The organism is Neolewinella marina, from assembly GCF_002631205.1.
GTDB lineage: Bacteria > Bacteroidota > Bacteroidia > Chitinophagales > Saprospiraceae > Neolewinella > Neolewinella marina.
Map to the genome: position 1 here is coordinate 1,129,358 of NZ_PDLO01000001.1, position 25,655 is coordinate 1,155,012.

Here is a 25,655-nt window from a genome sequence, read left to right on the forward strand (position 1 = left end):
ACCTGTAGCGACGGCTTCAGCCATCAAGCTGCCCAGACTGCCCGGACGCTAAAGCAGCATGCCGGCTCAAGCCGGCGAAACGGGACCAGGCCCTAGAATCCCTTCAGCTTCCGCTTCGTGGCTTCCACCCGGCTGATTTGTTCCTCGATCTCCCGCTGCTTGCGTTCCTGGTCGAGGATGTTGCGGCGGATTTCTTCTTCCAGGTCGGCGATCTTCTGCCGGGCATCCACGATGTCCTTTTCGGCTTTCTCCTTGTCGCGGCGCAGGCGGTCGAGTTCCTTTTCCAGGTCGCTCAGCTGGTCTTCCTCGGATTCCACGTCCTGCTCGATCTGGTCGCGGCTGACGGCCAGGGCGAAGTTCATAAGCATCTTTTCGGCGGCCACGTATTGTCCCTGGTCCAGGGCGGGGCTGACGTAGCCGGCGGGGGTGGCGATCCAGATCGTGAGTTCACTGCCGTCGCCTACTTCGTTTACGCGGCTGTACAGGTCGACTTTGGAGCCGCGGCCTACGCCTTCGAGCTGGAAGTTCAGGCTGGAGAGTTCCCCCTGCTTGTTGCCCTTGGTCGATTTGGTTTTCACCCCGTAGGTGTCCTTGAGCCAGTCGGTCCAGAGGTCTTCCACGTCATCGTCTTCCGCGCCGGGCAGTTCGAGCACGAGGGAGGGTTGATCACCGCGGCTCATGGCCTGCTGCCGGGCGGAAACCTGGGCGGTAAGGGTGGTACCGGCCCCCAGGATGAGCGCGAGGAAAATCAGGGTAAAGTGTAAGTCTTTCATGGGCTGTTGGTTACGTGTGCTTCTTTAGGACGGGAATTTTCCGCTAAAGTCACAATCGCGTGGCTCGGGGGCGCCGGAGCGCGGGTTCCGGGAATATTCGTTGCTTTGTTACCCCGCCAATAACCTCGTACATGACCACCACCGAAATCCTTTCCCACCTTGTCGCCTTTCCCGTCCTCGGCGGAGAGAGCAACCTGTCGATCATCCGCTGGATCGCGGACTACCTCCGGGACCAGGGGGTGGAGTACACCCTGGTGCCGGACGAAACGGGAGAGAAGGCCTGTCTGCACTGCCGCATCGGTCCGGCTACCGACGGCGGCATCATCCTGAGCGGACATACCGACGTGGTACCCACCGTGGGCCAGCCCTGGGATACTGACCCCTTCGAGCTGACGCCCCGGGGCGACAAGCTTTACGCCCGGGGGAGCTGCGACATGAAGGGGTTTCTGGCCAGTTGCCTGGCGGCCGTGCCCCGCTTGCGGGTCGCGGAGCTGCGGCGCCCGGTCTACTTCGCCTTCAGCTTTGACGAGGAGGTGGGCTGCCGGGCGGGGGACCTGCTCGCCGGAGCCATCCGCGACCACTACACCGAACGGCCCGCGGGGGCGATCATTGGTGAGCCCACCATGATGCAGCCCATGGTCGGGCAGAAGGGCATCATGGTGTATACCACCGTGGTGCGGGGCAGCCAGGGCCACAGCAGCCGCATCCGCGACGAGGTGGACGCCGTCCACGAAGCGGCCCACCTCATCCTGTGGCTGGAGGACAAGATGCACCGCCTCATCGAGGCCGGCCGCACCGACGACCGCTTCTCGCCCAACCACACCAGCATCCACGTGGGCAAGATCGCCGGGGGGTCGGCCTTCAACATCATCGCCAACGAGTGCCGCTTCGAGTGGGACTACCGGAACATCCCCCTGGACGACGCGGCGAAAATCTTTGCCGACTTCGAAGCCTTCTGCTGCCAGCGGGAGGAGCTGCGGCGGACGGTCTACCCGGAATTCTCCATCACCCACCTCCCCTTCCACCCGCCGGTGCCGCCCCTGGACACCGCCGAGGACGCGCCCATCGTCGACCTCGTCAAGCGGATCAGCGGCAACTCCCGAACGGGAACGGTAGCCTACGCCGCGGAGGCCGGGCAGTTCTCCAACGCGGGATTCCCGAGCGTCATCTGCGGCCCCGGCGACATCGCCCAGGCCCACCGCGCCAACGAGTTCGTGGCCCGGGAGCAACTCGACCGCTGCGACGCCATGATCGCGGCTCTGGCGGAGGAATTATCCGCCACTGAATAGTCTTCAGCCGTATCGTTCCCGGAACTCCCGCTTCTGCCGTTGGTATTCGGGGTGGTTCTTGGCGTCCTCCCAACGGGCCTTGAATATGCGGGCGGACTCAGCCTTGATCGGGTCTTCCTCGCCGCGCTCATGTTGTTCCCGGCCGTGGGCGCCGCTTTGCCCCTTTTTGTCGTCCGGCACCGGCCCCTTGTACTTCTTGCCGCCGGGATAGTTGGCGTAGCGGCGGGAGCGGGTATACCCCATCTGCAGGAACTTGCGCGCCATGTCGGCGCCCACAAAGTCGTTCGCTTCCAGGTACTCCAGAAAGCGGGCGTAAATGGCCTCGGAGGAAGTACGCGCCACTTCCGGATCGCGGAAGCGCCACAGGGGCAGGAGCTCCGACTTGTAGGGTTCGACCAGCAGCACGCCCTGCTCCCCCCGGCCGATGGCGTAGTGTTCCGGGTGGGCGCGCAGGTCCAGTTGGCCGTAATCCAGGGAGTAGTCGAATTTTCGCATCTTGACGGGTGTGGCCCCGGGGCTATAACAGAATTTTTGCACCAATTTGTTGATTGGAGCGTTACTTAGAATACTATGGATACGCCGGAGCCTTTCGCGGGCAATTCATCTTCCGGCCGGCACAACTGACACGTGATGTACAATCTTTTCCTGCCGCTTTTGCTGATACTGACCGTAGCCCTGCCGGCCCAGAGCGATGGAACCATCCTGCTCACGAATCCCTCCTTCGAAGATATGCCCCGGGTAGCGGCGGCACCCAAGGGGTGGTTCGACTGCGGCTTCCCCGGCGAATCGGCGGTAGACATCCAGCCCGACCCCATGCGGCTGTTCAAGGTCGACAAACCGGCCCAGGACGGCTACACTTACCTGGGAATGGTGACCCGCGACAACGACACCTACGAGCGGGTCAGCCAGCGCATGAGCGCCCCTATGAAGGCCGGACAGTGCTACGAGTTCAACATCCGCCTGGCGCGCTCCGAGCGCTACCTCTCGAAGAGCCGACTGACGGACAACGACGAGAACTACGACACCCCCATCAAGCTGCGCATCCGCGGCGGATTCGACGTTTGTGACGTAGGCCGGGTGATTGGAGAGAGCCCCCTCATCACCAGCCAGACCTGGCGGGAGTACCGGATCAAACTGAAGCCCCAGCAGGACTACACCCACCTGATGCTGGAGGCCTACTACAAGACCCCCATCCTCTTCCCGTACAACGGAAACGTGCTGCTCGACAACATCCGGCCCCTGGAACCGGTGGCCTGCGACCAGGACCTCTGGGAAGAACCCGAGATCGTAGCAGCTACCACCCCGGAAACCCGACCCACCCCGGCACCGGCCCGTCCCCCGGCTACCACTCCCCGTCCCAACCGTTCTACTACCTCACCCCCCGCGGCCAAGCCTTCCGCTCCCGTGGTCAAGCTGGGCCAGACCCGCGGTGAGCTGAAGATCGGTCAGGTATTCTCCATCGAAAACATCAAGTTCAAGGCCAACAGCGCCGAGATCGAAGGCGAAAGCCAGGCCGCCCTGGAGGAGATCGCCAATTTCCTGCGCGCCAACACCGACGTGGTGGTGGAGATCGGCGGACACGCCAGCTACCGCGCCGGCCCCGTCTTCGCCACCCGCCTGAGCGAGGAGCGGGCCGTGGCGGTGATCGACTACCTCGACTCCCTCAACATCGGCACCTCCCAAATGCTGCCCCGGGGCTACGGCAAGAGCCGGCCGGTGTGCATCACCGACACCCCGGAGTGCAACGAGAGAAACCAGCGGGTGGAGGTGAAGATCCTCAAGGTGAGGGAGAGCCGGTAGCGGCCTACCGCCTTTCTCCCCAGCTGCCGCGGTCCAGACTGCGAAAATTGATGGCTTCGGCGAGATGGTGGGTGGCGATGTCCGCACTACCATCCAGGTCCGCCACCGTACGGGCCACCTTCAGGATACGGTCGTAGGCCCGGGCACTGAGTTGCAGCCGGTCCATGGCCGTTTTCAGCAGTTGATTGCCGGCGGCGGATAGGCGGCACTGTTCGCGTACCATGCGGCTCGGCATCTGGGCATTGCAGTAAATGGCCGTGTGCCCGTTAAACCGCTGCTCCTGGATGGCGCGGGCCGCCTGCACCCGCGCGGCGATGGCGGCACTCCCCTCTCCCCGATGGCTGGCGGGGTCGGCGAGTTTTTCCAGGGGGACCGGCGTCACCTCCACGTGCAGGTCGATGCGGTCGAGCAGGGGTCCGCTGATGCGGTTCAGGTAGCGCTTCACCAGGGCCGGTGGGCAGGCGCATTCCTTTTCGGGGTGGTTGAAGTAGCCGCAGGGGCAGGGGTTCATGCTCGCGATGAGCATGAAGCCGGAGGGAAACTCCACGGTGATGCGGGCGCGGCTGATGACGATGCGCCTTTCCTCCATGGGTTGCCGCATCACCTCCAGGGCACTGCGTTTGAATTCCGGCAGTTCATCGAGGAAGAGGACCCCGTTGTGGGACAGGCTGATCTCCCCCGGACTGGGGAAGCTGCCGCCCCCGACCAGGGCTACGTCGCTGATGGTGTGGTGGGGTGCCCGGAAGGGTCGCCGGGTGATCAGGGCCGCATCTTCGGGCAGCACCCCCGCGACGGAATGGATCTTGGTGGTCTCCAGGGCTTCGCGGAGGGTGATGGGCGGCAGGATGGTGGGCAACCGCCGGGCCAGCATGGTCTTTCCCGCTCCCGGCGGTCCGATCAGGATGACGTTGTGGCCGCCGGCCGCGGCCAGGGTGAGGGCCCGCTTGATGTTCTCCTGCCCGCAGACGTCGGAAAAATCGACGTCGAACGACATCCGGTCGCGGTAGAACTCCTCCCGGGTATCCACCCGTACCGGTTCCAAGGACCGGGTTCCGGACACGAAGTCGGCCGCCTCCCGCAGGGTTGATACCCCGTACACCTCGATGCCGTCGACGATGGCGGCCTCGCGGGCGTTCTCCTGCGGCAGCAGCATGCCCCGGTAGCCCAGCCGGCGGGCCTGGATGGCCATGGGCAGGGCGCCCTTGATCGGCCGCACTTCGCCGCCGAGAGAGAGCTCCCCCATCATGAGGAGGCCATCGGCCCGTATCCCGGAAATCTGTCCGGTGGCCCGCAGGTAGGCCACGGCGATGGGCAGGTCGTATGCCGCCCCTTCCTTGCGGACGTCGGCCGGGGCCAGGTTGATGACGGTACGGACCCGCAGGTTTCTGAACTTACTGTTCTTGATGGCCGTCTCTACCCGGTAGCTGCCCTCGCGAATGGCGTTGTCGGGCAGGCCAATAACATTATACCAGGGCTTGTTCTCCGGAACCTGCCCCCCGGCATTAACTTCTACGATGATGGAACGGGCATCCACGCCCTGTACGGCGCTGGCGAATGACTTTACTAACATAAGCTGCTGCGTTGGCAGCACGCTTCATCCGCTACGATAATACGCCTTTTTGTTGGCACAAACCAGTTTTTTATACTTTTTATTTCATCTACCTTTGCCCCATGGCAACTCCCCTGACCGAAAAGTTCATCCAGCATGCGGTGGCCGACCGCCTGAACGGCGACCATTACCGGCGCCGGTCGGCTTACGTGAGCACGGAGGTGTACACCCGGCTGAAGCGGGCCGACGTGCTGCTGGCGTTCCTCCGCACCCGGTCGAGCCCCTACGTGGTGGTGGTAGAGGCCAAGAGCCGCAACACCATTCACCAGCTGAAACTGAAGGTCCACCGGGGCCGCGCCGAATGGACGGGCCGACTGCTTAGTCTGGCCCTGCTGGTGGGGCTGTCTGCCCTGCTGGGCTACCAGTGGTACTTCAACGCCCTGAATACCCTGCTGCTGCTGGCCGTCTTTCTCCTGGGCTCCGTGCTCATCACCGCCGTGGTGACCTGGTTGCGGCTGCGGTTTGCCCGCTCCATCTCCGCGATCGAGCAACTGGGGCGCTATCCGGCCAACGAAAGCTGGATCGCCGTGGGGGAAGACACCTTCGTGAACCCCGCAGAGTACCGCATCCTCCTGCAGCAATGCCGCAAGAACGGCGTAGGCCTGATCGTGGTCGACGCCCGGGGCCGGCTTTCCCTGAAGCAGATCCCCCGGCCGCGGCACGTTTTCAACGACTACCTCTCCCGTTACGGGCGCAAGCAGGAGATCCTGGACGGAATCAGCCGCCGCCCCGCCTACGGCGCTACCCCCGCCGAGCGGCGGCAGAACCGCCGCCGCTTTCTTAACATCGCCCTGCTGCTGTCGCTGACGGGGCTGCTCATGCTGTTGGTCTACGAGGAAAACTACGGCCCGGTAGTACCCGACCCCTTTGCCGATCCTCGATTCCGTACTCCGGCGGACATCGATCTTGAGGGGCCGGCCCAGGATGTCCCCACGGACCTTGGGCCATCCACCCCGGCACCCGCGCCTGCCGCCCCCGACTGCCCCACCGTGGAAGCGAATACCCCCACCTACGTAGTGGTCGATGCCCTGCTGCCCACCCCCGAGGCCGAGGTACGCCTACAGCAACTCGCCGCGGCCGGAATGCGGGGACAGGAGCAACTGTCGACGGTCTGCCTCGTAGACGCCCCGGGCCCAAATACCGTAGCCATCACCACCGGAGCCCGCTACCCTTCGCCGGAATCCGCCCGCCACGCCGCGGGTAATTACCGCTCCCTACTGGAAAAACTCGGATTGGACACCCAGGACGTCCAAATCATGCAATTAGGGAGGGTAGAGTGAGTCGTAAAATCGGTTGAAAATGTAGCTAAAGGTAAACCCAGGGGATTAAAAGCCGTTCGCCCACAATTTCAACAGGGTGCCCCCGTTTTCTAGGCATCTCCTCCGTGGCATGTAATTGCTTCAGGAGCCAGGGAATTGACTTACGCAGATAGGTTGGCTCCTGTGCTTTTTTACTCTCACGAATAAACCTGATCCTCCTGATTGTTGATTCCGTTGCGGCTGCTTTCCGGCAGTCCGAACAGCACCATTTTATGTGGTACCGGCGTGTCCTTGACTGCCGGGGGATGAGGAGCCAAAATCCCGAAAGTGGCAAAACTTTACTTCGCGTTTTTCAGCTTCCTTTGTTGTAGTGTCCTTTTGGGCAACAACATCCAGATCCACGACCTGAGGGTCAACCACGAGTCCGGCAACCCGGGCTACGCCCTCCTCACCTTCGACCTCAACTGGGAAAACTCCTGGCGCACCTCCACCGCCCCCGGCAACTGGGACGCTGCCTGGGTATTCGCCAAATACCGCGTAGGGGCCGACGGGGAATGGCAGCACATCGTCCTGACCGAGGACACCCCGGCCCCCACCGGTGCCACCGTGGACGTTATGGATGGCACGGGTGCCATGGTATACGCCGCCGGTGAAACGGCCGGCCCCGCTTCCTTCGCCCAAACCAAACTGCGGTGGAACCTCGCCGCCAACGGCGTGGAATGGATCGAGGACCTGGAATTCCGGGTGTTCGGCGTTGAGATGGTCTATGTCCCCGAGGGCGCTTTCTGGCTCGGGAGTCCGGACAAGGGCAGGGAAACCGACAAGTTCTACGCCGCCGGCGACAAAAAGGACCGCCCCGCCTATTACGTAGCCTCGGCCGATGAAATCGCCGTGGGCGACCAGGCCGGCATGCTGTACTACGATGACAAGGCAGGAAACGGCGCCGACTTCGCTGGCCCCATCCCGGCTGCATTTCCCAAGGGATACGGCGCCTTCTACGCCATGAAGTACGAGCTGTCACAGAAGCAGTACGTCGACTTTTTCAACACCCTCACTCCGGTTCAGAAGTTGGTCCACGACGTCACCGGCGCCACGGGCAAAAACACCGACGCGGTCGACAGCCGCAACTGCATTACCTACGACCACCTGACTGGAGGCGATGCCACCACCACTGCACCCCACGTCCCGGTGGGCCACGTATCCATCAGCGACATGATGGCCTACCTCGACTGGGCCGGACTGCGCCCCATGACGGAGATGGAGTTCGAAAAGCTCTGCCGCGGACCGCAGGATCCCGTGAAGGCTGAATTCGCCTGGGGAACCGACGACGTTGCCAAGTGGAAATTCGAGCCCGAGGCACTCAACAGCTCCGGTGAACTCCTGGTGAACCTGAACAAGCTGAAAGACGACAGCGGCTACGCCGGCTACGAAAAGACTACGAAGCCCACCAAATACGGCACGGGGCCCCTCCGCTCGGGGATTTTCTCCGCCAGCCTGGGCAGCGAAACCACCCGCGTCTGGAGCGGAGCAGGTTACTACGGCAACATGGAGCTTTCGGGCAACCAGGCCGAGGGCGTCATCAGCGTAACCCACGCCGACGGGCGGGGCTTCACCAACCGCCACGGCAATGGCGTGCTTCCCGAGACCGGGTTCGCCGACGTGCCCACCTGGCCCCTGACCCAGCAGGGCTTTGGCATCAAGGGCGGCCATAACGGCTCCAAGGAGGATGCCCTCCAGGTAGCCGACCGCACCACCACCACCCTCACCGACACCGACCAGTATACCCGTCACTACTACCTGCAGTTCCGGGGCGTACGGGGCTTGTAACTCACTGACCCCTTATCACATCATGTCCAAAGAAATCAGTAAGCCCATGAACCTCCGCCCCCTCCTTCTGCTCCTCGCCCTGTTCACCGTCACCCCCGTGTGGGCCCAATTCGTGGGTGGATTCGGGAGTGGTGCCACCGCCAGCGACTACGGCGGACAAGCCCAGCTGCCCCTCACGCTGCTCAGCTTCACCGCCACCCCCGCCGATGCGGAGGTTGTCCTTGAATGGTCGACCATCCACGAAGTCGGCACCTCCCACTTCCTGGTGGAACGCACCACCAACGGCAGCCACTTCACGCCCGTAGGCCGCGTTTCCGCCGCCGGTATGTCGCCCCTGGGCCTCACCCGCTCCTACCAGCTGACCGACGCCGCCCCCCTGGCCGGCAGCTCGCTGTACCGACTGAAGTCGGTTGACCTTGACGGATCCTTCACCTACTCCGACCTGGTGGAAGTGAACCGCGCTACGGAAGACCTCCCCCTCGCCTTCAGCGTACGGCCCAATCCCACCACCGGAGACGCCATCGGTGTAGCGGTGGAGGCCATCGCCCCGAACGAGCCTTTCCTAGTGGAAGTCATCGCCCCCTCCGGCCGCCGGCTGATGGCCCGGCAGCTCACGGGCTTCGCAGGCGACTACCTCCAGCTGCCGCTGGCCCAACGGCTGCCCGCCGGCACTTACTTCCTGCGCCTGAGCCAGGCTTCGACCGGCTCCCAGACCAGCCGACTCATCGTAGGTCAATCCAGATAACTGCCACTATTGTGGTGCCCGCAACTATTGCTGCGGGGTAGAGGAAAGGGAAAGTGGCGACACTTTCCCTTTTTCTATTTGGGAGCGGTCAGGTGGAGCCCACCCCCGACCGATTCCGGCAAAATCCTGCCGGAAAATAAATTTGCCAGCGCGCCCATAATTTTTTCGTTAAAAAGAACGTTACCGCGCAATTCACTTAACACCCCCCCGTTTTAAGTATAGTTTTCGAGACATTTTTTGCTTTAAAACCAGACACCATCGCCCCGTTTTTGCGGGAGTGATCATTGAACCACTTTTTCCTCAAGAATCAGCCTGGCTTTCCAGGGTACTTCATTGCGGCAGCTGCTGGCTAGGCAGTACGTAATGATGTTGCATTATTGACCTGAACCATATTTGCGTTTTCGATTTTACGACGTTCGGTCAATGTTGCTTTACCCAGGACAGCGAGGCGCAGCCTCTTTAAAATGGTAAAATTTTACCTGTTCGTCTGCCTGCTATTGCCGTGCAGTACCTTATTGAGCAACAACATCCAGATTGTCGACCTCCGCGTCGACTACGCGGCCGACAACCGGGACTTTGCCGTCCTCACTTTCAATCTTGGGTGGGAAAACGCCTGGCGTACCACCTCCGCCCCCAACAACTGGGACGCGGCCTGGGTCTTCGCCAAGTACCGCACCGCGGGTGAGGGCGACTGGCAGCACCTGATGCTCTCCACCGGTCGCGGCCCTGCCAGTGCCGTGGTGGATGTGATGGACGGAACCGGTGCCATGATCTACGCAGCTTCGCCCATGACCGGCACCGCCAAATACTCCCAGGTCCAACTGCGGTGGAACTTGGCGGCCAACGGCATCGACCTGATCGAGATCATGGACTTCAAGATCTTCGGCGTCGAAATGGTCTACGTACCGGGTGGTTCCTTCTACCTCGGCAGTGGACACAAGGGTAAAGAGGTAAATATGTTCTTTGAGGGTGGACACCCCAGTAAAACGGACCCCTACCGGGTTACCTCTTCGAATGCCATTCCGGTTCTGGATGATCCCCACAGCCTGTATTACCGGGATGTGGACACCACTGGCTCCGACATCTCCGGCCCCATCCCCGCCGCCTTTCCCAAGGGCTTCCGTCCGTTCTACGCCATGAAGTACGAACTCTCCCAGCAGCAGTACGTCGACTTCTTCAACACCCTGACGCCCGCCCAGAAGGCCGTACACGATATCACCGATGTGACGGGCAAGAATACCGACGAAAGCCTGGCCCGCAACTGCATCTCCTACGACCCCGAATCCGGTCAGGACGCTACCACCACCGCCCCCCACGTACCGGTGGGCTTTGTCTCCATCAGCGATATGATGGCCTACCTGGACTGGTCCGGACTGCGCCCCATGACCGAGTTGGAGTTTGAGAAACTGTGCCGCGGCCCCCTCTCCCCCATCCGGGCCGAATTTGCTTGGGGTACCGACGAGATTGCCAAGTGGAAGTTCCTGCCTTCTCTGCCTAACGAACCCCGGGAAATCCTGACCAACCTCACCAAGCTCAACCCCAACGAGGGCTACGCCGCCTACGAAAAGACCACCTCCATCACCCGGTTCGGCCTCGGCCCGATGCGGTCCGGCATCTTTTCCGGCAGCCTTGACCTGGGAACTACCCGCGTGTGGAGTGGAGCCGGTTACTACGGCAACATGGAGCTTTCCGGCAACCAGGCCGAGGGCGTCATCAGCGTCACCCACGCCGACGGCCGGGCCTTCACCAACCGCCACGGCAACGGTTTCCTCCCCGAAACGGGCTACGCCGACGTACCTACCTGGCCCCAGACCCAGAACGGCATCGGCATCCGGGGCGGTCACAGCAACAGCGATGAGGAATACCTCAAGACTTCCGACCGTACCTACATGACCAACGCCCTGTCCGACGAGTACTTCCGCCCCTACTGGCTGCAGTTCCGCGGCGTCCGCGGCCTGTAATGTTGCTCCCCCACCCCCACCCCTCAAAAATCAACAAGCCCATGCGCTTCAGCTATACTATCACTTTGCTTTCCCTGCTTATCCTGTCTGTGCCTGCCCAAGCTCAATTTGTGGGCGGGTTCGGCAGCGGTGCTACCGCCAGTGGATCGGAAGGACAAGCCCAACTCCCCCTGACCCTCCTCAGCTTCGACGCTACCCCCCAAGGGGAAACTGTTGAGCTGCAGTGGTCCACCATCGACGAGTCCGGCACCAGCCACTTCCTCGTCGAGCGCACCGCCGACGGCAAATCCTTCAGCCCCGTAGGCCGGGTCTCCGCCGCGGGAACCTCCGCCAGCGCTACCGAACTGAGCTACCAGCTCGTCGACGCCGCTCCCCTGCGCGGCTCCGCCTTCTACCGCCTCAAGTCGGTGGACCTCGACGGTTCTTTCACATACTCCGAACTGGTAGAGGTAAACCGCGGTGAGGACCAGGAGCCCCTGGCCTTCGCCATCCACCCCAACCCCAGCACCGGAAGCACCGTAGGCGTGGAAGTACAGTCGCTGGACGCTACCCAACCCCTGCTGCTGGAGGTACTCGATGCCGCCGGTCGCACCCTGGCCACCCGCAACCTCCGTGGCACCGCCGGCGACTACCTGCAGGTACCACTGGCCGACCAGCTGCCCGCCGGCACCTACCTGCTGCGCCTCAGCCAGCCCACCACCGGATCACAGACCAGCCGCCTCATCGTAGGACTGGCCCGGTAGAACCACTTTCCGGAAACGAGCAAGGGGAGTGCAAGTACTTGCACTCCCCTTTTTTTGTCTGGTTATTCGACGATCACGCGTCGGTGGACCGGCTGCCGCCCGTCCCCCAGCCGCACCAGGTACAGGCCGGAGGGTAAGCCCGACAGGTCCACTTCCAGGCGGTTCGCGCCGGCCTGGAGGGGATGTTCCCGGTACTGCAGCCTCCGGCCGGCCGCGTCAAGCAGGCTCAAGGATACGGTGCGGGTGGCGTCGCTGAGGTAATCAATGGACGCCCGGCGGGCCCGGACCGGATTGGGGTACACCTCACTCACGTGGCTGGCCGCCACCGTAAAGGGTACGCTGACGACTTCGCTGAAGGATTCCCGTCCGTCGAAGTCGGTTTGCCGCAGCCGGTAATGGTTATCACCGGCGGCCGGCAGGGGGTCCAGGAAGCGGTAGTCCGACCGACTGCGGGTGGTTCCCTGCCCGTTCACCCGACCGATGGCCACAAAAGAACCGCCGTTACGGCTCACCTCCACGGTGAACCCGGCGTTGTCGGTTTCGGTGCCCGTGGCCCACTCCAGCAGGATACCCCGCTCGGCGGGTGCTCCGGAGAAGGCCAGCCACTCCACCGGAAGCCCGGCACCCGCCTCCGGCCATCCCATGTGGTGAAGTACCGTAGCGGCCATGCCTACATCGTGGACGGCGTTCCCGTAGGAGAGGGCGTAGTACATCGCCTCACTGGGGTCGGCGAAGTGACTGAAGGAGCTGCCCGGCCGAAAGGTTGCGGGGGTGTACAGCTGATACGACCCGGTTCCGCTCTGGTAGGCCGCAAGGTTGGTCTCATCGAAGAAAAGTCCAGCGCTGTCCCCCTTCAGGGCGGCCGCCATCCCCGCCCCCGGATTGGGGAGGAGACTGGTAAGGGCCGAAGTGTCGGTCCCCAGGTCCACGAACATATCGTAAATCGAAGGGTGGTAGGTGGCCGGCTGGCTGTTGGCCGAAAAGTAATAGCCCAGGCAACCGTTTCCGGCTACCCCATCGCATTCGGTGCCGGTGGCGGCCGATCCGTCGTCGATCCGGGCCGTACCGAGGAAGCCGAGGCCGTGGCCCATTTCGTGGAGGGTCAGGGTCACGAAATCCACCTTGTTTGCCGGCGGCAGGGCGTCGGTTCCGAAGTAGAAATTAGGGGCGAAATTTCCATTGATGAAGACGTTCATGTCCGCGCCCGGAAACTGCATCGTCATAAGCTGCTCCGCCATCGTTTGGGGGTAGATCACCGCATCCCGTCCGTGGATGGGCCCGATGGCCCGCAGACTGGGCGAGGTAGAACCCAGGGTGCCGCCGGGCATCGCGAGGGAGTAGCAGGCGTCGACGTTGATCAGCTGGTCGTTCTGCAGCACGTCCGACCAGATGGCCGCGGCGTACTCGAAGGCGTTCTTTGCCGAATCCGGCCAGGGGGAACAGGGCCGCCCCTGCAGGGTATCGCCGGTGGTCAGGTAGTTGACGGCGTAGGTCAGGGCCTTCGGCCGGATCTTATCCCGGAAGGTATAGGGCCGGGAGTAGGTGTGTTCACTGTAAATCGGGGGGAGGTTGCAGGTACCCAGGTCGTCCAGGGCGACGGGCATACCTTTTTGGGCAAAAGCGCACAGCGGTAAGAGGAACAGTCCGCTTACCAGGCTCCTGAACAGGGAGTGCATGGCAGTGAGAATTAGGTTATTTCATGAGATTAGAAAGCCGTCGGGGATAAACCCCTGATTGCCAAAGGTAGAAAATCCGGGAATAGATGTCGTGCCATCTTTTGTCGGGGGCACGCCCGGGTCCGGTCCGCGCCAGCCGGCCCGGAGGTATACCAACGTCCAAACAATGAAAATACGTGTGTAGCAGCCGGCGGAGCGCGGGTGCAAGTTCGGTAACGGGAAGCCCGTAGGGGGATCAGCTTTCGCCTATACCCCCACTTTCACCTCCCGGTTTACCCGGCGGCGGTAGGGGCGGCCCACCGGAATGGTGATGCCCCGGTCGAGGGTAAGCTCGTCGTAGCGCGCTTCGGTTACGTGGCGCAGGTTAACCAGAAGATCCCGGTGCACCCTCAGAAAGCCACTGCCCGCCAGCCGGTGCTCCACCAGGGGCAGGGAAATGGCGATGAGGTAGGTTTCGCCGGGCACCGACACGCTGGAGTAGTTGCGGTAGTCCTGCACAAAGCGGATGTCGGCAATGGCGAGGCTGACCATCCGCTCATTGTGCCGCAGCAGGATGCGCTCGTTGAGGATGTAGTCCTGGGGCGGCCCGGTGGCGGCATCCCAAGAGGGCACGCCGAAAGCGCGGGCGATGCAGGCGGCCAGTTCGGCGGCGCTGCTCCCCCGGGGCATTACCGTACCGGCGGCCTTGTCCACAGCGGCGAGTGCGACGGTAGGGACGGGGGCAGCATCCTGAATCATTTGCAGGGCTACCCCCGCCTCGATCAGCCCGGTCAGGTGGTCTCCGGCGACCAGCAGGTCGGGGGGCTGTTGCTGACAGCGGGCTACGGCCTCTTCTCCGCGGGAGGTGTTGGCTACGACGTCGTAGCCCAGGTGTTCCAGTTGTTCCGTAACCTTATCGGCGACGAATTTTTCGCCCTCGAGGACGAGGGCGGTGGCAGGAATGTGCATGGTGGGTGTGTGTATTCATAGTGTGAAAGCCACACGAAAATAGGCCCCAGCCAGCATAAATGCCAGTTACAACAATGAAAAACGGAACGGCGCCTGGTTTACAGGCGGAACAAGGCGCACTGTCCCATCACCCCGTCGAAGCTCAGGTCGCTGAGTTGCTCCAGCAGTTCACCTCGGGTGGGGGCTACGGCCACCACCGAGTTGTGGTAGACGGCGAAGTGGCGCTCGCGCACCCCACAGGCCTTCAGGTCTTTCTTGATGGTCCGGGCGCTGATCTTGGAGTACATCTGCATGTACACGTCGTGCAGCTCGGGGTACTGATCCAGGATCTTCTTGATGTCGCCCGCATGTTTCTCGCGGGTAGCGGCAGTGCGGAGGTACTGGCGCAGTTCCTGCTCGGCGGCCTGGGCCGCGGGGGAGGTCTGCTCTTCCAGCAGCTGGGGGTCAAGGGTTTCGGTTATGCCGCGCACGTCTTTGATCTGTTTAAATTCATATTCAATATCCGAGCGGGAGACGGTGCCGTTTTCGCAGACGGTCGAGGAGGTCATCACGATCGTGTCGTTGAAGGGCAGCAGGGCCGCTTCCATATACACCGGCAGGCCCTGGTCGACCATTTCGGCCGGCGCCTGGTCTACCCCTACCACGCCGTAGAGGGTATTCTGCTGGAGCAGGACCGCGTATTTCTTGTATTGCTTGACCAGATAGAAATGCCCTTTTTTATACCCCACGAAATTGCGGACGGCCTGCTTCTGGGCGTCGGTCAATTCCGCTCCTTCCTCCCGGATGAACCGCTCGATCAACTCCGGATTGGCGTAGGCGTCCTCCATCCGCGTGGGGTCCAGGCCCGCAAACCGGGAAAGTCGTTCGTTCAGGTAGGTAAATTCCTCGCGCTGGGCGGGACTGAGGTGCATATTCATAAGGTTAAAATAAGCTGGGCTTGCCCCTGCTGCGGTCGCAGCGCGCAGGTGCAATGAAACAATCGGATTGCCTTTTGGTGCAACCCTTTCAGCCTAAACAACTAATATTCCGCCTGGTTGTCTGCACTTTCTCCACAATAGCGTAAATACGACACAGTTCTGTGGGCGGCGGCTCCGCATTCGGATCAGTTCAGCAGCTTCAGCAGCCGGTTGGCGGCTTTCTCGATTTCGCCGTAGTTCTGCTGGGCCGCCCGCTGCTTGATGGCGATGAGGCCCGAGTAGTGCACCCGCCGGAAATCACCATAGGGGAAGCCGTAGTGACTCTTGGTGTCCTTGCTGGCGTCCTCGTGGATGCCCAGGTGCCACTCCCCGTACTCCTTCCAGCTGTGGCGCTCCAGGTATCCGTTCTCGTCCTCAGTGGTGGGCTGGGCCTCGCTCCAGTCGCTGTCCTTGACGTACTGATTGGCCTCGATGAGTTGTTTGGCTTTCGACTCGGCGGCTTTGTTGAGCTTCATGGTGCGTCTTTTTGGGAATGCTAACCGCTAGCCGCGGCCCAGGTTCTCCGGTCAGTCGATGCGGACGGTAGTGCCCGTGCCGGTCAGTTCCAGGGTGGTGGGCCGGCTGCCAGCCTCCAGGTAGGGGGTCAGATCGAACCGATAGCTTTCCTCGATGATGGCCTGGCAGGTCATCTCATTCTCCCCTACCCCGTCGTCGAAGACCAGGAGGGCGGAAGTCTGGGTAGGGGAGCTTTCCCTCACCTGTCCGTCGGTCCACAACCGGAGTTGCCAGGCCTGGGCACTGCAGCCCGTGGCGGAGATGGTGACCGTGAGGCAACTGCCTTCGGCGGTAGCGGACACCACACTGAAGGCATCGGAGGTGAGCCTCGGCAGGGGGTCCCGCACCTGGATCTCCGTGCCGCAGTCGGTCACCGCCGGGGCGGTTCCGGCATCGGACTTATCGCAGCCGTCGGCGCGCAGCAGGGCCAGGAAGAACAGGGGGAGAAAAAGCAGCTTCATGGACCGGAGGGTTTGGATCTATTCTCCTAACGCGGCGGGGAGGGATTTGCTTACTTCCGCACGGCACCGGCGGCCGGGCGCTACAGCCCCACCACCTCCCGCAGCACCTCCCGCGCTGCCCCCGCAGCGGCCGGGCCGGCCGTGTAATCGATCTGCCGCAATACCTCAGACAGCTGCTCCGCGGTGATGCCCAGATTAAGGGCGATGCCCAGGTGGCCGCGCAGCATGGGCGCCACGCCGTCCAGGCTACTCAGGGCGCTGATAGTAGCGATCTCCCGCTCGTGGTAGCTGAGCACGTCCCGGCCGAAGATATCGGCGAAGAGGTGCTCCTTCAGGAAGACGTCGATGACCGGGGCGAAGTCGCCGTAGTCGGACCGCCCCTCCACCGGCCGGCCGATCAGTTCTTCCAGGGTGGCGCGGCCCCGCTCGTAACGGGATACGCTATCGTTCACCTCCCCGGCTTCGGGCCCCGTTTCGTCCTGTATACCGCGCGACTGCCGGTCCTCTACGGCGGCCATCAGGGTACGCAGTCCCTGGATGCTCCGCGGAAAACCGGTGTAGGCGTAGAGGTGGACGAGCACTTCCTTGCATTCGTTCACGGTGAGGCCCGCGTCGAGGGCATCCCCCAGGGCGGCTTGCAACCGCTCCAGCTCACCCAGGGTGGTAAGTGAAGCCACGGTGGCAATGTGGCGGTAGCGGTCATTGATTGTCTGCAGGCTGTCGGTGGTGGCCCGTTCTACCGCGATACCCTGGTGGTATTCCTCCTCGGTCACCGGTTCCCCCCAGATCACCCGTCCGTCGGGGTGCTCCTTCGTCATGGCCAGCTGCACGAACCACTGGCTATTGGCCGCCCCGTGCCAGTGTTCTACGCCGGGGGGGCACTGCACCGTCTCCCCCTTGCGGAGCAGGCGCACCGGGCCGCCCCGCTCCTGGTAGTAACCCAGTCCGTCCAGCGCCAGCAGCGACTGACCGGCCGGATGGTGGTGCCAGTTGCTGCGCGCCTTGGGTGCGAAGGTGACGTTGCCCACGGCCACGGGGCGTTGCTCATCATCCACGACCAGCAGCCTTTCCACCCAGGCGGTGCCGGTAAAGTTGCCCCCGCTGATCATTTGTCCGGCGGGAAAGACGGTGTTGACATCGGCGGGTGGAACCTGGCCAACCAGGCCGGCGGTTCCAAAAAGCAGGAGGAGGTAGAGGGGAAGTTTAAGGCTCATAATTTCATTACAATTTTTGGTGGGGCCATCCCGGCACCCGCGCGCCGCCGGCCACTTCTGCCAACGCCGGCAGGCCGGGTAAAGGTCCACCGGGGGCGGAACCGCTCCCCTACCCGGATTACGGAGATGCCTACCCCGATTACGGTTTCCCCGCAGCAGGGCTGGATTGGCGGAGCGGCAGTCGCTACCTTAGGATAAACATAGCAGCCGACATGGAAGAGGTTCTAATTTTCGAGACGATCAAGCAATACTGCGCCTTCAACAACCAGGAGACCCAGCACCCCCTGGTAGCCATGATCGACCTCTCCCGGGCCGACCCGCGGAAACTACGGCGGATGTGCTTCGAGTTCTACGTAGTCTTCCTCAAGGAAGTGAAGTGCGGCGACCTCCGCTACGGCTGCAACACCTACGACTACGACGAGGGAACGCTGGTCTTCCTGGCCCCCGGTCAGGTGATCGGCCACAACGGCGACGAATACTACCAGCCCCAGGGGCGGGCCCTGGTCTTCCACCCGGATTTCCTGCCGGGTAGTCCCCTGGCCCAGCGGATGCCGCAGTACACCTTTTTCTCCTACGAATCCAACGAAGCCCTCCACCTCTCCAGCCGCGAGCGGGAGCTGATCGAGGACTGCCTCGGCAAGATCGCCACCGAGCTGGACCAGCTCATCGACCAGCACACCCGCCAGCTGCTGCTGACCAACATCGAATTGCTGCTCAACTACTGCACCCGCTTCTACGACCGGCAGTTCATCACCCGCACCACCGCCAACCAGGGGGTGCTTACCCGCTTCGAGGGCCTGCTGAACGACTACTTCCGGTCGGGACAGGCGGAAAGCGAGGGACTGCCCACCGTCAACTACTTCGCCGAGCGGCTCCACCTTTCGGCCAACTACTTCGGCGACCTCATCAAGCGGGAAACGGGCAAATCGCCCCAGGACCACATCCAGCTCAAGGTCATCAGTCTGGCCAAGGAACGGCTCTTCGAACCCGGCAAGTCGATCTCGGAAGTAGCCTACGACCTCGGTTTCAAGTACCCCCAGCACTTCAGCCGTATGTTCAAGAAGGTCACTGGCCAGACGCCGAACGCCTACCGAAACGTGAACTAGGGGGTGATTACCGCGACATCAGCCGCGTAAACGACAGGGCGGCCAGCTTCCACTCGCCGGCGATTTTCTTGTAGACCTCCGTTACCTCAAAGGGGTTGGTCACTTCGTTGCCGCCCACCACCGCGAGGAGGGTGATGCGGTTCAGCAGGATGGCGGTATCGTCAATCACCTTCACCGAGGCTTCGTGGACGTCGGCCTGCTTGTAGTGGATGCCACCGCTGCGGATGATGGCGACCTCCCGCTCCTTGCCCCAGCTGCCGCCCATGTGGACGAACATGGCATCCTCGTGGAAGAGTTCCGCCAGCCGGTCGGCGTCCTTGACGGCCATCCACTGCCACTTGTCGCGGCTCAGCTGCAGCAGCTCGGCTTCGGTGGCCGACTGGGCGTTGGCCCCTACGGCCAGGTAATCTTCCTCGGTGACGGGCTCCTTCCACTCCGTCGGTGCATCGCCGGTGATGGCCAGGTAGGTCACCCCATGGTCGGGGGTGGCGGCGTGCCAGTGCTCCACGCCCGGCGTACACTTAATGGTTTCCCCTTTGCGGACCACCCGTACCGGCTGATCCCTCTCCTGGTAGTACCCCACCCCGCCGGTAATGATGAGTTGTTGCCCCTTGGGGTGGAGGTGCCAGTCGAGCTTGGCGCCGGGCGCAAAGGTGGCTACCGCCAGGTTGTAATCGAAGTGGTCATCGGCATCGCTGGGGTGGTAGAGCCATACGTCTCCGGTATGGTGGACGTTCGGGGCCTTCTCTCCCCGCGGGAAGAGGGCGTCGGACTGGGCCGCCAGCGATGTAGTGGCGAGCAGGAAGAAACAGAGCAAACGGAGCATGATCGGATAGTTTAAGCAGGTTTTCTAAGGTCAGTCCAGCCCCTTTTCGGCCAGCCAGTCGAGCAGCAGCTGGGCTACGGCCTGGTTGTTGAGGTCGGACATCGGAAAGTGGGTGTTGCCCCTGAGGCCGCGGTCGGGCAGCTGCACCAGGGTCACGTCGCCCCCGTGAGCGTTGACCACCTCCGTCCACTGGCGGGCCATGGCCACGGCCGCCCGCCACTGCTCCTGCCCGGGATTATCTACCGGCGCATCGGGGATGTAGTCGCCGTAGTAAATGACGATGGGGATGCGGGTGAGCCGCTCGAAGGTCGCGCGGGGTACGCCCCGGGCGCGCAACGTGCCGCCTACGTATTCAATGGGTTCCGGCACCTCGTCTTCCGCGAAGACGAAGTTGCTGCCCGGTTCGTAGGCGGCGATCCCGCGGATGTTGTCGTTTTCCAGGGCGGCCAGCCAGCCCTGTCCGCCGCTGTGGGAGTGGGTCACCAGTACGCCCGCGCCGAGGGTATCGAAGAGGGCCGACACCGCCGCCACGTTCAGGTCGATGTTCAGGGGGCCGGTATCCGGGGTGATCTGCCGGTAGAACTGGTCCAGGGCCGCGGGGTCGCGGGAGAATTGTACATCGGGGTAGAACTCGGTCCCCACCCCGAGCCGGAAGATGCCGAACCACAACTGGTCGTCGGTATTCGCCGCGATGGTGGTGGGTTCCGTACTGCGACCGGCCAGTCCGCGGCGGGGCTGGTCGAGCAGGTAGACCGGAAAGCGGTGGCGCAGGAAGATGGTCTGGAAGCCCTCGCGGCCGTCGGGCGTCGACTGCCAGGTCCGCATCGACTGCCCGTAGCCGTGCCAGAACACCAAGGGCAGCTCACGGGCCCGGGCCGGCAGCTGGTAGAACACGGCGGCGTGGTCGCCGTGGAGGGTTTGCCCGGCGGTGGATTGGTTGCCCGGATTGAAGGCCCCGTGGGCGACGGGGTCGAAGGTGCCCGGGCTGCGCTTCACCGTGCCTCCGACCGCGAAGGTGCCCTGGCGGGCCAGGGGGATTGCTCCCTCCGTAGTCGTGGACCGCGGGCTGACGCAGGCGGTGACCGTCAGGAGCAGGATCAGGAGGGCGGGCAGGTAGGGCATGGATCGTCGGTTGGGTTTGCCGAATTGGGGGCGCGTGAGTCGGTGCAATACCGGAGTGGTATACCCGGCACGACGTGGTTTGCAGATTTAGGTCGCCGCTATCTTCGTTCAGATCAAGGCAGCAAACGCAGGCGACACCTGAGTGTCGGCGAGGCTTGCTAACGTAGAGCTGAGCGGAGAGAGCAAGAGATAAACGCCCAAACCACGTTGTAACGGGTATGATAGCAGCGCGACGAACGCCCGCAAAGTTCGGCAGCGACAGTTGATACCTGCGTATCCCGATTACTGCAAGGGTAACCCGGTTTACGGGTTATTACAGGCTGTCGAGGATGCCCCGCTGCCGCTGTCCGAAGTTAAGGGCTTCCATCAGGGTGGCGCTCATCACTTCTTCCAGGTTGCCGTAGGCCTCGGCGTAGTCGAGCTGGCTGCGGCGGATGACCTCCTGGGCCTCTTCCCGTCCGTAGGTGTCGGTGATCTCGCACTTGGGGGCGGAGCCGGGCAGCTGCTTGTAGGTAAGGAAGTAGTGGCGCAGGCGGTTCAGGATGGATTCGGGCAGGTCCTTCACGTCGTCCCAACGGCCGTACACTTCGTCATTATCGAGCACGGCGATGATCTTGTCGTCGGCCTCGCCGCCGTCGAGCATGCGGAACCCGCCGATGGCCTTGGCCTTCACGATGATGTTACCGTGGGTGACCTCCCGCTCGGTGAGGACGCAGATGTCCAGGGGGTCATCGTCGCCGTGGATGTCCTTCCGTCCGGTCTGCTCCATACAGAAGTCGGCCACGTGGTTCTTGCAGTAGGTCTGGGGGATGAAGCCGTAGAGTGCCGGTACGATGTTGGAGAACTTCTGGGGCCGGTCGATGATCAGGTAGCCCGATTTCTTGTCCACCTCGTACTTTACGGTATCGGAGGGGATCACCTCGATGAAGGCGCTGACTACCTCGGGGGCGTTGTTGCCGATTTCGATACCGTGCCAGGGGTGGCTCTTGTACCGCAGGCCAATCAGTTTCCAGAGTTTATCGTAGGCTTCGTTGCCCATGGTCGGGGTGCTTTAAGTTTGAGGCCGCAAAGGTACGCTTTTACCGCCGTCCGGGGTGGGTATCCGACAACCGGATCGATCATATCGGTCAATTCCGGCCAACAAACCGTTAAGATCGGCCGATTCGCTAACCTCCCGGGCCGGGGATTTGTCTTTTGTCAGACCCCCTTCCGCCATGCGTATCCTCTTGATTACATTCCTTTTGCCCCTTTTCGGCCTCTATGGGCAGTCTCCGGACTCCCTGTTGCGGGCCGTCCACTGGACCGAGGACGACCTTCCTCACCAGTTGTTACTGACCCCGGATGGTACCTTTCAGCAGGACTACGGCGCGGACGCGGGTGCCGGGCGATACCTGATGGGCCGCTACCGGGTGGACGAAGACAGCCGCGAGCTGATCCTTTCCGTCGATTACTTCCTGGGCAAGCGCCGTATTCCGGCCCGCTACCGCGAGGGGCAGGACTTCCACCTCCCCTACCGCATCGATTCCCTTACCACCGACCGGCTGGTGCTCTACGACCTGGTGACGGGCGAGGTGCGCTCCTTCACGGCCCGCCCCCTCGACCCGGAAGCGGATCCCGCGCGCCGCCGCATCCGTCGGCCGCTGCCTACCAAACTGGAGTTGCCTGAGGGTTGGGGTGGGTAGCATTGGAGGCTTACAGGTACTGGGCCTTGGGGGCGGGCACGCTGCAAGGTCCTTCCCCCCACCCAGTTTTTCGCTGAGCTACAGGCCCGACGGCCCGCCAGGACCTCGCGGTGTGCCCAGCGCAGCGGCGCACTCGCAAGCGTCCGTATCATCTCACGCCGGCCCACAGGCCCGACGGCCCGGGGTACGCGTAGCCATGGCTTTAGCCGTCATGCAGCCAGTAATACCGGACACTTGCAGGTGCTGGCCCCTGCGGGGCAGGCACGCTGCAAGGTCCTTCCCGTCACCCAGTTTTTCCCCGGGCCACAGGCCCGACGGCCCGGGATTCGCGTAGCGACGGCTTCAGCCGTTATGCTGCCAGAAATACCGCACCCTTGCAGGTGCTGGGCCCCTGCGGGGAGGTCACACTGCAAGGTCCTCGCCTACCCATTTCACCACAGCACTGATTTACACGCCGGGCTACAGGCCCGACGGACTACCCCCGGGGGCTGGTGGTTAACAATCCTACCGCTCGGTTAACGCCGGACACGGACTTTCAATTCCGCTAGGTGCAATTCAGGGTGTCGTCGTTGATGTAGGCAGCGATTTCCAACTTTCCTTTCAATTCCGCTAGGTGCAATTCAGGGGACACCAGTGAAGATGCAGATTAAGTACCTAGCCTACTTTCAATTCCGCTAGGTGCAATTCAGGGCGCAATATGGATCCCGATTTCCTTTCCCGTCTCGATCTTTCAATTCCGCTAGGTGCAATTCAGGGCTTTGCTGGCGGTTACTTTGAGCCGTTCGATAATTCCTTTCAATTCCGCTAGGTGCAATTCAGGGCCAATCGGTAGGCATACCCTTATTATAAACCAAAACCTTTCAATTCCGCTAGGTGCAATTCAGGGCCGGGCAATCAGTGGACGGGTATGTTACGAAGCGAGGACTTTCAATTCCGCTAGGTGCAATTCAGGGCCGGAATACCTGCCGCGCCTGGCTAAAGGTTATCGTACTTTCAATTCCGCTAGGTGCAATTCAGGGCGCCACGCAAACAGAGCGCGAACGGCCCAGCTATCCACTTTCAATTCCGCTAGGTGCAATTAGGGCCTGCGGTGCTGCGCAGCCAGTTAGGGCAGTACAAACTTTCAATTCCGCTAGGTGCAATTCAGAGCGGAGGCCGCGCCACCAACACCCTCAACGCCTTCCACTTTCAATTCCGCTAGGTGCAATTCAGGGGTTGCGGTAGTCCATCCGGCGGGCGGGCCATTTGAGCTTTCAATTCCGCTAGGTGCAATTCAGGGCAGCACCCTGGAAACCCCCGTCATCGACTTCGACGGCTTTCAATTCCGCTAGGTGCAATTCAGGGTAATCGTGGCGGGCCTTGCCTACCTGCGGCCCATCTACTTTCAATTCCGCTAGGTGCAATTCAGGGATGTCGGTGGCGATGCTAACCTTGCCAGAAGTCAGACTTTCAATTCCGCTAGGTGCAATTCAGGGCAATCCCATATCTTCAAACATGGGGTGGTTGAGGACTTTCAATTCCGCTAGGTGCAATTCAGGGGCAATCCCATAGCAAGGAAAGCATACCACGTAATATCTTTCAATTCCGCTAGGTGCAATTCAGGGCAAGCTACCCGATGCAATGAAGGCATTCAGCGCAAACTTTCAATTCCGCTAGGTGCAATTCAGGGTCAAAATAGTCCCTTATTACCACGATGATCAAACTCCTTTCAATTCCGCTAGGTGCAATTCAGGGAAGCGTGATATTGAACGACTTAAGCACGAGCAGCCTTTCAATTCCGCTAGGTGCAATTCAGGGGCCTACCTGCAAACCCCGGCGACGGGGTATGCTGCCTTTCAATTCCGCTAGGTGCAATTCAGGGCCTGTACGTGGCCACCGAGGGTAGTACCCTTGCCATCTTTCAATTCCGCTAGGTGCAATTCAGGGGGAATCGCTTTACGAGGGTGTCACCGATCATTTCGTCCTTTCAATTCCGCTAGGTGCAATTCAGGGTAGAGACTTCTAAAGTTTTGCATTCCAGGTCATGCGCTTTCAATTCCGCTAGGTGCAATTCAGGGCTGCCGCCGTGCTGCTGTATCACTTCACCATTAAACTTTCAATTCCGCTAGGTGCAATTCAGGGCTTGTTTACGTCCTCAATGTCCTTTTTGGCTTCCTCCTTTCAATTCCGCTAGGTGCAATTCAGGGCCGGCACCCCGGCACCCCGGAAGATGGCGGCACCATCTTTCAATTCCGCTAGGTGCAATTCAGGGTAGACTTCCACGCCCGTCACCACGCCAATGGGGTCACTTTCAATTCCGCTAGGTGCAATTCAGGGACCAGTTCCCGGCCAACTGGAACGATGGGAAGAAAGCCTTTCAATTCCGCTAGGTGCAATTCAGGGCCGTAGATATTCACTGCCCCAGCTATGAGTATCAGCTTTCAATTCCGCTAGGTGCAATTCAGGGCTGTCAGCGCAGGCAGTCGATACGATAGCCCTGTATACTTTCAATTCCGCTAGGTGCAATTCAGGGACCACGTAGTTGGTGGTCCAATTATTCGTAAGGCCTTTCAATTCCGCTAGGTGCAATTCAGGGGTTTGGGGCTGCGGGGGGCTTTGAACGCGATTGTCCCTTTCAATTCCGCTAGGTGCAATTCAGGGGTGGAAGAACAACCACTGCGCTGCCCTGGTAGGCTTTCTTTCAATTCCGCTAGGTGCAATTCAGGGGCAGGCCTTCCTGCGCTACGATCTTGCGGGCTACTTCTTTCAATTCCGCTAGGTGCAATTCAGGGATGGCCGTGAACCGGTAGACCTTATACCTTAATTGACTTTCAATTCCGCTAGGTGCAATTCAGGGCGTAGTAGAAGGCTTTTCCGGCGCGGATGCCGAGGCCTTTCAATTCCGCTAGGTGCAATTCAGGGTACGGTCTTGGGCGTCCACTTGCGGGCCCGCTCCGACTTTCAATTCCGCTAGGTGCAATTCAGGGCCTGCTCTCCGGGTCCGAACGCCTCAGCAAAAAACGTCTTTCAATTCCGCTAGGTGCAATTCAGGGCGGCGAGGGGGCCGTGGTGTTCATCCTCGACACGGCCTTTCAATTCCGCTAGGTGCAATTCAGGGAGAGCGACTGAAGCTGATTGCCGAGCTGCACAGCGACTTTCAATT

At 61.7% G+C, this 25,655-nt stretch carries 21 protein-coding genes, 1 pseudogene and 1 CRISPR repeat array (1 of these 23 cut by a window edge); of the genes and pseudogenes, 9 read left to right on the plus strand and 13 right to left on the minus strand.

Features of this window, described 5'->3' with window-relative positions; all coding sequences use genetic code 11:
- Positions 1-92 precede the first annotated feature (92 nt).
- Positions 93-773 (minus strand): hypothetical protein, encoded by a 681-nt coding sequence (locus CGL56_RS04655; RefSeq protein WP_099105306.1) that lies wholly within the window; start codon positions 771-773, stop codon positions 93-95.
- A 131-nt stretch (positions 774-904) separates the two neighbouring features.
- Here CGL56_RS04655 and argE point away from each other — a divergent pair, with 131 nt between their 5' ends.
- On the plus strand, positions 905-2,062 hold the full coding sequence (gene argE / locus CGL56_RS04660; protein ID WP_099105307.1) for an acetylornithine deacetylase: 1,158 nt from the start codon (positions 905-907) through the stop codon (positions 2,060-2,062).
- Positions 2,063-2,065: 3 nt separating this feature from the next.
- Here argE and CGL56_RS04665 read toward each other — a convergent pair whose 3' ends face one another.
- Entirely contained in the window at positions 2,066-2,557 is a 492-nt protein-coding gene (locus tag CGL56_RS04665; RefSeq protein WP_099105308.1) for a DUF4385 domain-containing protein, read from the minus strand.
- 135 nt (positions 2,558-2,692) lie between these two features.
- On the opposite strand from CGL56_RS04665, the gene CGL56_RS04670 reads away from it, so the two are divergent.
- Positions 2,693-3,862 (plus strand): OmpA family protein, encoded by a 1,170-nt coding sequence (locus CGL56_RS04670; protein WP_099105309.1) that lies wholly within the window; start codon positions 2,693-2,695, stop codon positions 3,860-3,862.
- Between the two features lie 4 nt (positions 3,863-3,866).
- On the opposite strand, the gene CGL56_RS04675 is transcribed toward CGL56_RS04670, so the two are convergent.
- Positions 3,867-5,432, minus strand: a complete 1,566-nt coding sequence (locus CGL56_RS04675; RefSeq protein ID WP_099105310.1) for a YifB family Mg chelatase-like AAA ATPase — start codon at positions 5,430-5,432, stop codon at positions 3,867-3,869.
- A 101-nt stretch (positions 5,433-5,533) separates the two neighbouring features.
- Here CGL56_RS04675 and CGL56_RS04680 point away from each other — a divergent pair, with 101 nt between their 5' ends.
- The 5 genes from CGL56_RS04680 (at position 5,534) to CGL56_RS04700 (ending at position 12,006) form a co-directional block, all read left to right on the plus strand.
- Entirely contained in the window at positions 5,534-6,751 is a 1,218-nt protein-coding gene (locus tag CGL56_RS04680; protein WP_099105311.1) for a hypothetical protein, read from the plus strand.
- Positions 6,752-7,057: 306 nt separating this feature from the next.
- Positions 7,058-8,557 (plus strand): SUMF1/EgtB/PvdO family nonheme iron enzyme, encoded by a 1,500-nt coding sequence (locus CGL56_RS04685; RefSeq protein WP_143470612.1) that lies wholly within the window; start codon positions 7,058-7,060, stop codon positions 8,555-8,557.
- A gap of 46 nt (positions 8,558-8,603) precedes the next feature.
- Positions 8,604-9,302, plus strand: a complete 699-nt coding sequence (locus CGL56_RS04690) for a T9SS type A sorting domain-containing protein (protein ID WP_167641478.1) — start codon at positions 8,604-8,606, stop codon at positions 9,300-9,302.
- Between the two features lie 464 nt (positions 9,303-9,766).
- Complete coding sequence (locus CGL56_RS04695; RefSeq protein ID WP_099105314.1) at positions 9,767-11,263, plus strand: SUMF1/EgtB/PvdO family nonheme iron enzyme; 1,497 nt, start codon at positions 9,767-9,769, stop codon at positions 11,261-11,263.
- 41 nt (positions 11,264-11,304) lie between these two features.
- A complete protein-coding gene (locus tag CGL56_RS04700; protein ID WP_167641477.1) occupies positions 11,305-12,006 on the plus strand; it encodes a T9SS type A sorting domain-containing protein in 702 nt (233 codons plus the stop codon).
- A gap of 62 nt (positions 12,007-12,068) precedes the next feature.
- On the opposite strand, the gene CGL56_RS04705 is transcribed toward CGL56_RS04700, so the two are convergent.
- The 6 genes from CGL56_RS04705 to CGL56_RS04730 all read right to left on the minus strand — a co-directional run bounded on the left by CGL56_RS04705 (position 12,069) and on the right by CGL56_RS04730 (position 17,777).
- Complete coding sequence (locus CGL56_RS04705) at positions 12,069-13,682, minus strand: T9SS type A sorting domain-containing protein (RefSeq protein WP_099105316.1); 1,614 nt, start codon at positions 13,680-13,682, stop codon at positions 12,069-12,071.
- 246 nt (positions 13,683-13,928) lie between these two features.
- Positions 13,929-14,630: a LytR/AlgR family response regulator transcription factor gene (locus tag CGL56_RS04710; protein WP_099105317.1), complete on the minus strand. Its 702-nt coding sequence runs from the start codon at positions 14,628-14,630 to the stop codon at positions 13,929-13,931.
- 98 nt (positions 14,631-14,728) lie between these two features.
- Entirely contained in the window at positions 14,729-15,541 is an 813-nt protein-coding gene (locus tag CGL56_RS04715; RefSeq protein ID WP_143470613.1) for a hypothetical protein, read from the minus strand.
- Between the two features lie 191 nt (positions 15,542-15,732).
- Positions 15,733-16,062 (minus strand): hypothetical protein, encoded by a 330-nt coding sequence (locus CGL56_RS04720; protein ID WP_099105319.1) that lies wholly within the window; start codon positions 16,060-16,062, stop codon positions 15,733-15,735.
- Positions 16,063-16,113: 51 nt separating this feature from the next.
- Positions 16,114-16,563, minus strand: a complete 450-nt coding sequence (locus tag CGL56_RS04725; RefSeq protein WP_099105320.1) for a hypothetical protein — start codon at positions 16,561-16,563, stop codon at positions 16,114-16,116.
- Positions 16,564-16,643: 80 nt separating this feature from the next.
- On the minus strand, positions 16,644-17,777 hold the full coding sequence (locus CGL56_RS04730) for a cupin domain-containing carboxymuconolactone decarboxylase family protein (protein WP_099105321.1): 1,134 nt from the start codon (positions 17,775-17,777) through the stop codon (positions 16,644-16,646).
- A gap of 212 nt (positions 17,778-17,989) precedes the next feature.
- On the opposite strand from CGL56_RS04730, the gene CGL56_RS04735 reads away from it, so the two are divergent.
- A complete protein-coding gene (locus tag CGL56_RS04735; RefSeq protein WP_099105322.1) occupies positions 17,990-18,883 on the plus strand; it encodes a helix-turn-helix domain-containing protein in 894 nt (297 codons plus the stop codon).
- A gap of 7 nt (positions 18,884-18,890) precedes the next feature.
- On the opposite strand, the gene CGL56_RS18610 is transcribed toward CGL56_RS04735, so the two are convergent.
- The 4 genes and pseudogenes from CGL56_RS18610 to CGL56_RS04750 form a co-directional block, all read right to left on the minus strand.
- Positions 18,891-19,286 (minus strand): nuclear transport factor 2 family protein, encoded by a 396-nt coding sequence (locus CGL56_RS18610; protein WP_406603291.1) that lies wholly within the window; start codon positions 19,284-19,286, stop codon positions 18,891-18,893.
- A gap of 63 nt (positions 19,287-19,349) precedes the next feature.
- Positions 19,350-19,709, minus strand: a pseudogene (locus tag CGL56_RS18615) (cupin domain-containing protein); the annotation flags it as partial.
- A gap of 30 nt (positions 19,710-19,739) precedes the next feature.
- On the minus strand, positions 19,740-20,831 hold the full coding sequence (locus tag CGL56_RS04745) for an alpha/beta hydrolase (protein WP_099105324.1): 1,092 nt from the start codon (positions 20,829-20,831) through the stop codon (positions 19,740-19,742).
- A 313-nt stretch (positions 20,832-21,144) separates the two neighbouring features.
- Positions 21,145-21,870 (minus strand): inorganic pyrophosphatase, encoded by a 726-nt coding sequence (locus CGL56_RS04750; RefSeq protein ID WP_099105325.1) that lies wholly within the window; start codon positions 21,868-21,870, stop codon positions 21,145-21,147.
- A 175-nt stretch (positions 21,871-22,045) separates the two neighbouring features.
- Here CGL56_RS04750 and CGL56_RS04755 point away from each other — a divergent pair, with 175 nt between their 5' ends.
- Positions 22,046-22,513, plus strand: coding sequence for a hypothetical protein (locus CGL56_RS04755; protein WP_143470614.1), 468 nt, complete (start codon positions 22,046-22,048; stop codon positions 22,511-22,513).
- A gap of 532 nt (positions 22,514-23,045) precedes the next feature.
- Positions 23,046-25,655: a CRISPR direct-repeat array (repeat unit 29 nt; unit sequence CTTTCAATTCCGCTAGGTGCAATTCAGGG) (it continues 1,777 nt past the right edge of the window).

What these genes read in the sequence shown, in the direction of transcription:
- CGL56_RS04655 (WP_099105306.1), bottom strand. Translation starts at nt 773, where the DNA reads ATGAAAGACTTACACTTTACCCTGATTTTCCTCGCGCTCATCCTGGGG.
- argE (WP_099105307.1), top strand. Translation starts at nt 905, where the DNA reads ATGACCACCACCGAAATCCTTTCCCACCTTGTCGCCTTTCCCGTCCTC.
- CGL56_RS04665 (WP_099105308.1), bottom strand. Translation starts at nt 2,557, where the DNA reads ATGCGAAAATTCGACTACTCCCTGGATTACGGCCAACTGGACCTGCGC.
- CGL56_RS04670 (WP_099105309.1), top strand. Translation starts at nt 2,693, where the DNA reads ATGTACAATCTTTTCCTGCCGCTTTTGCTGATACTGACCGTAGCCCTG.
- CGL56_RS04675 (WP_099105310.1), bottom strand. Translation starts at nt 5,432, where the DNA reads ATGTTAGTAAAGTCATTCGCCAGCGCCGTACAGGGCGTGGATGCCCGT.
- CGL56_RS04680 (WP_099105311.1), top strand. Translation starts at nt 5,534, where the DNA reads ATGGCAACTCCCCTGACCGAAAAGTTCATCCAGCATGCGGTGGCCGAC.
- CGL56_RS04690 (WP_167641478.1), top strand. Translation starts at nt 8,604, where the DNA reads ATGAACCTCCGCCCCCTCCTTCTGCTCCTCGCCCTGTTCACCGTCACC.
- CGL56_RS04695 (WP_099105314.1), top strand. Translation starts at nt 9,767, where the DNA reads ATGGTAAAATTTTACCTGTTCGTCTGCCTGCTATTGCCGTGCAGTACC.
- CGL56_RS04700 (WP_167641477.1), top strand. Translation starts at nt 11,305, where the DNA reads ATGCGCTTCAGCTATACTATCACTTTGCTTTCCCTGCTTATCCTGTCT.
- CGL56_RS04705 (WP_099105316.1), bottom strand. Translation starts at nt 13,682, where the DNA reads ATGCACTCCCTGTTCAGGAGCCTGGTAAGCGGACTGTTCCTCTTACCG.
- CGL56_RS04710 (WP_099105317.1), bottom strand. Translation starts at nt 14,630, where the DNA reads ATGCACATTCCTGCCACCGCCCTCGTCCTCGAGGGCGAAAAATTCGTC.
- CGL56_RS04715 (WP_143470613.1), bottom strand. Translation starts at nt 15,541, where the DNA reads ATGCACCTCAGTCCCGCCCAGCGCGAGGAATTTACCTACCTGAACGAA.
- CGL56_RS04720 (WP_099105319.1), bottom strand. Translation starts at nt 16,062, where the DNA reads ATGAAGCTCAACAAAGCCGCCGAGTCGAAAGCCAAACAACTCATCGAG.
- CGL56_RS04725 (WP_099105320.1), bottom strand. Translation starts at nt 16,563, where the DNA reads ATGAAGCTGCTTTTTCTCCCCCTGTTCTTCCTGGCCCTGCTGCGCGCC.
- CGL56_RS04730 (WP_099105321.1), bottom strand. Translation starts at nt 17,777, where the DNA reads ATGAGCCTTAAACTTCCCCTCTACCTCCTCCTGCTTTTTGGAACCGCC.
- CGL56_RS04735 (WP_099105322.1), top strand. Translation starts at nt 17,990, where the DNA reads ATGGAAGAGGTTCTAATTTTCGAGACGATCAAGCAATACTGCGCCTTC.
- CGL56_RS04745 (WP_099105324.1), bottom strand. Translation starts at nt 20,831, where the DNA reads ATGCCCTACCTGCCCGCCCTCCTGATCCTGCTCCTGACGGTCACCGCC.
- CGL56_RS04750 (WP_099105325.1), bottom strand. Translation starts at nt 21,870, where the DNA reads ATGGGCAACGAAGCCTACGATAAACTCTGGAAACTGATTGGCCTGCGG.
- CGL56_RS04755 (WP_143470614.1), top strand. Translation starts at nt 22,046, where the DNA reads ATGCGTATCCTCTTGATTACATTCCTTTTGCCCCTTTTCGGCCTCTAT.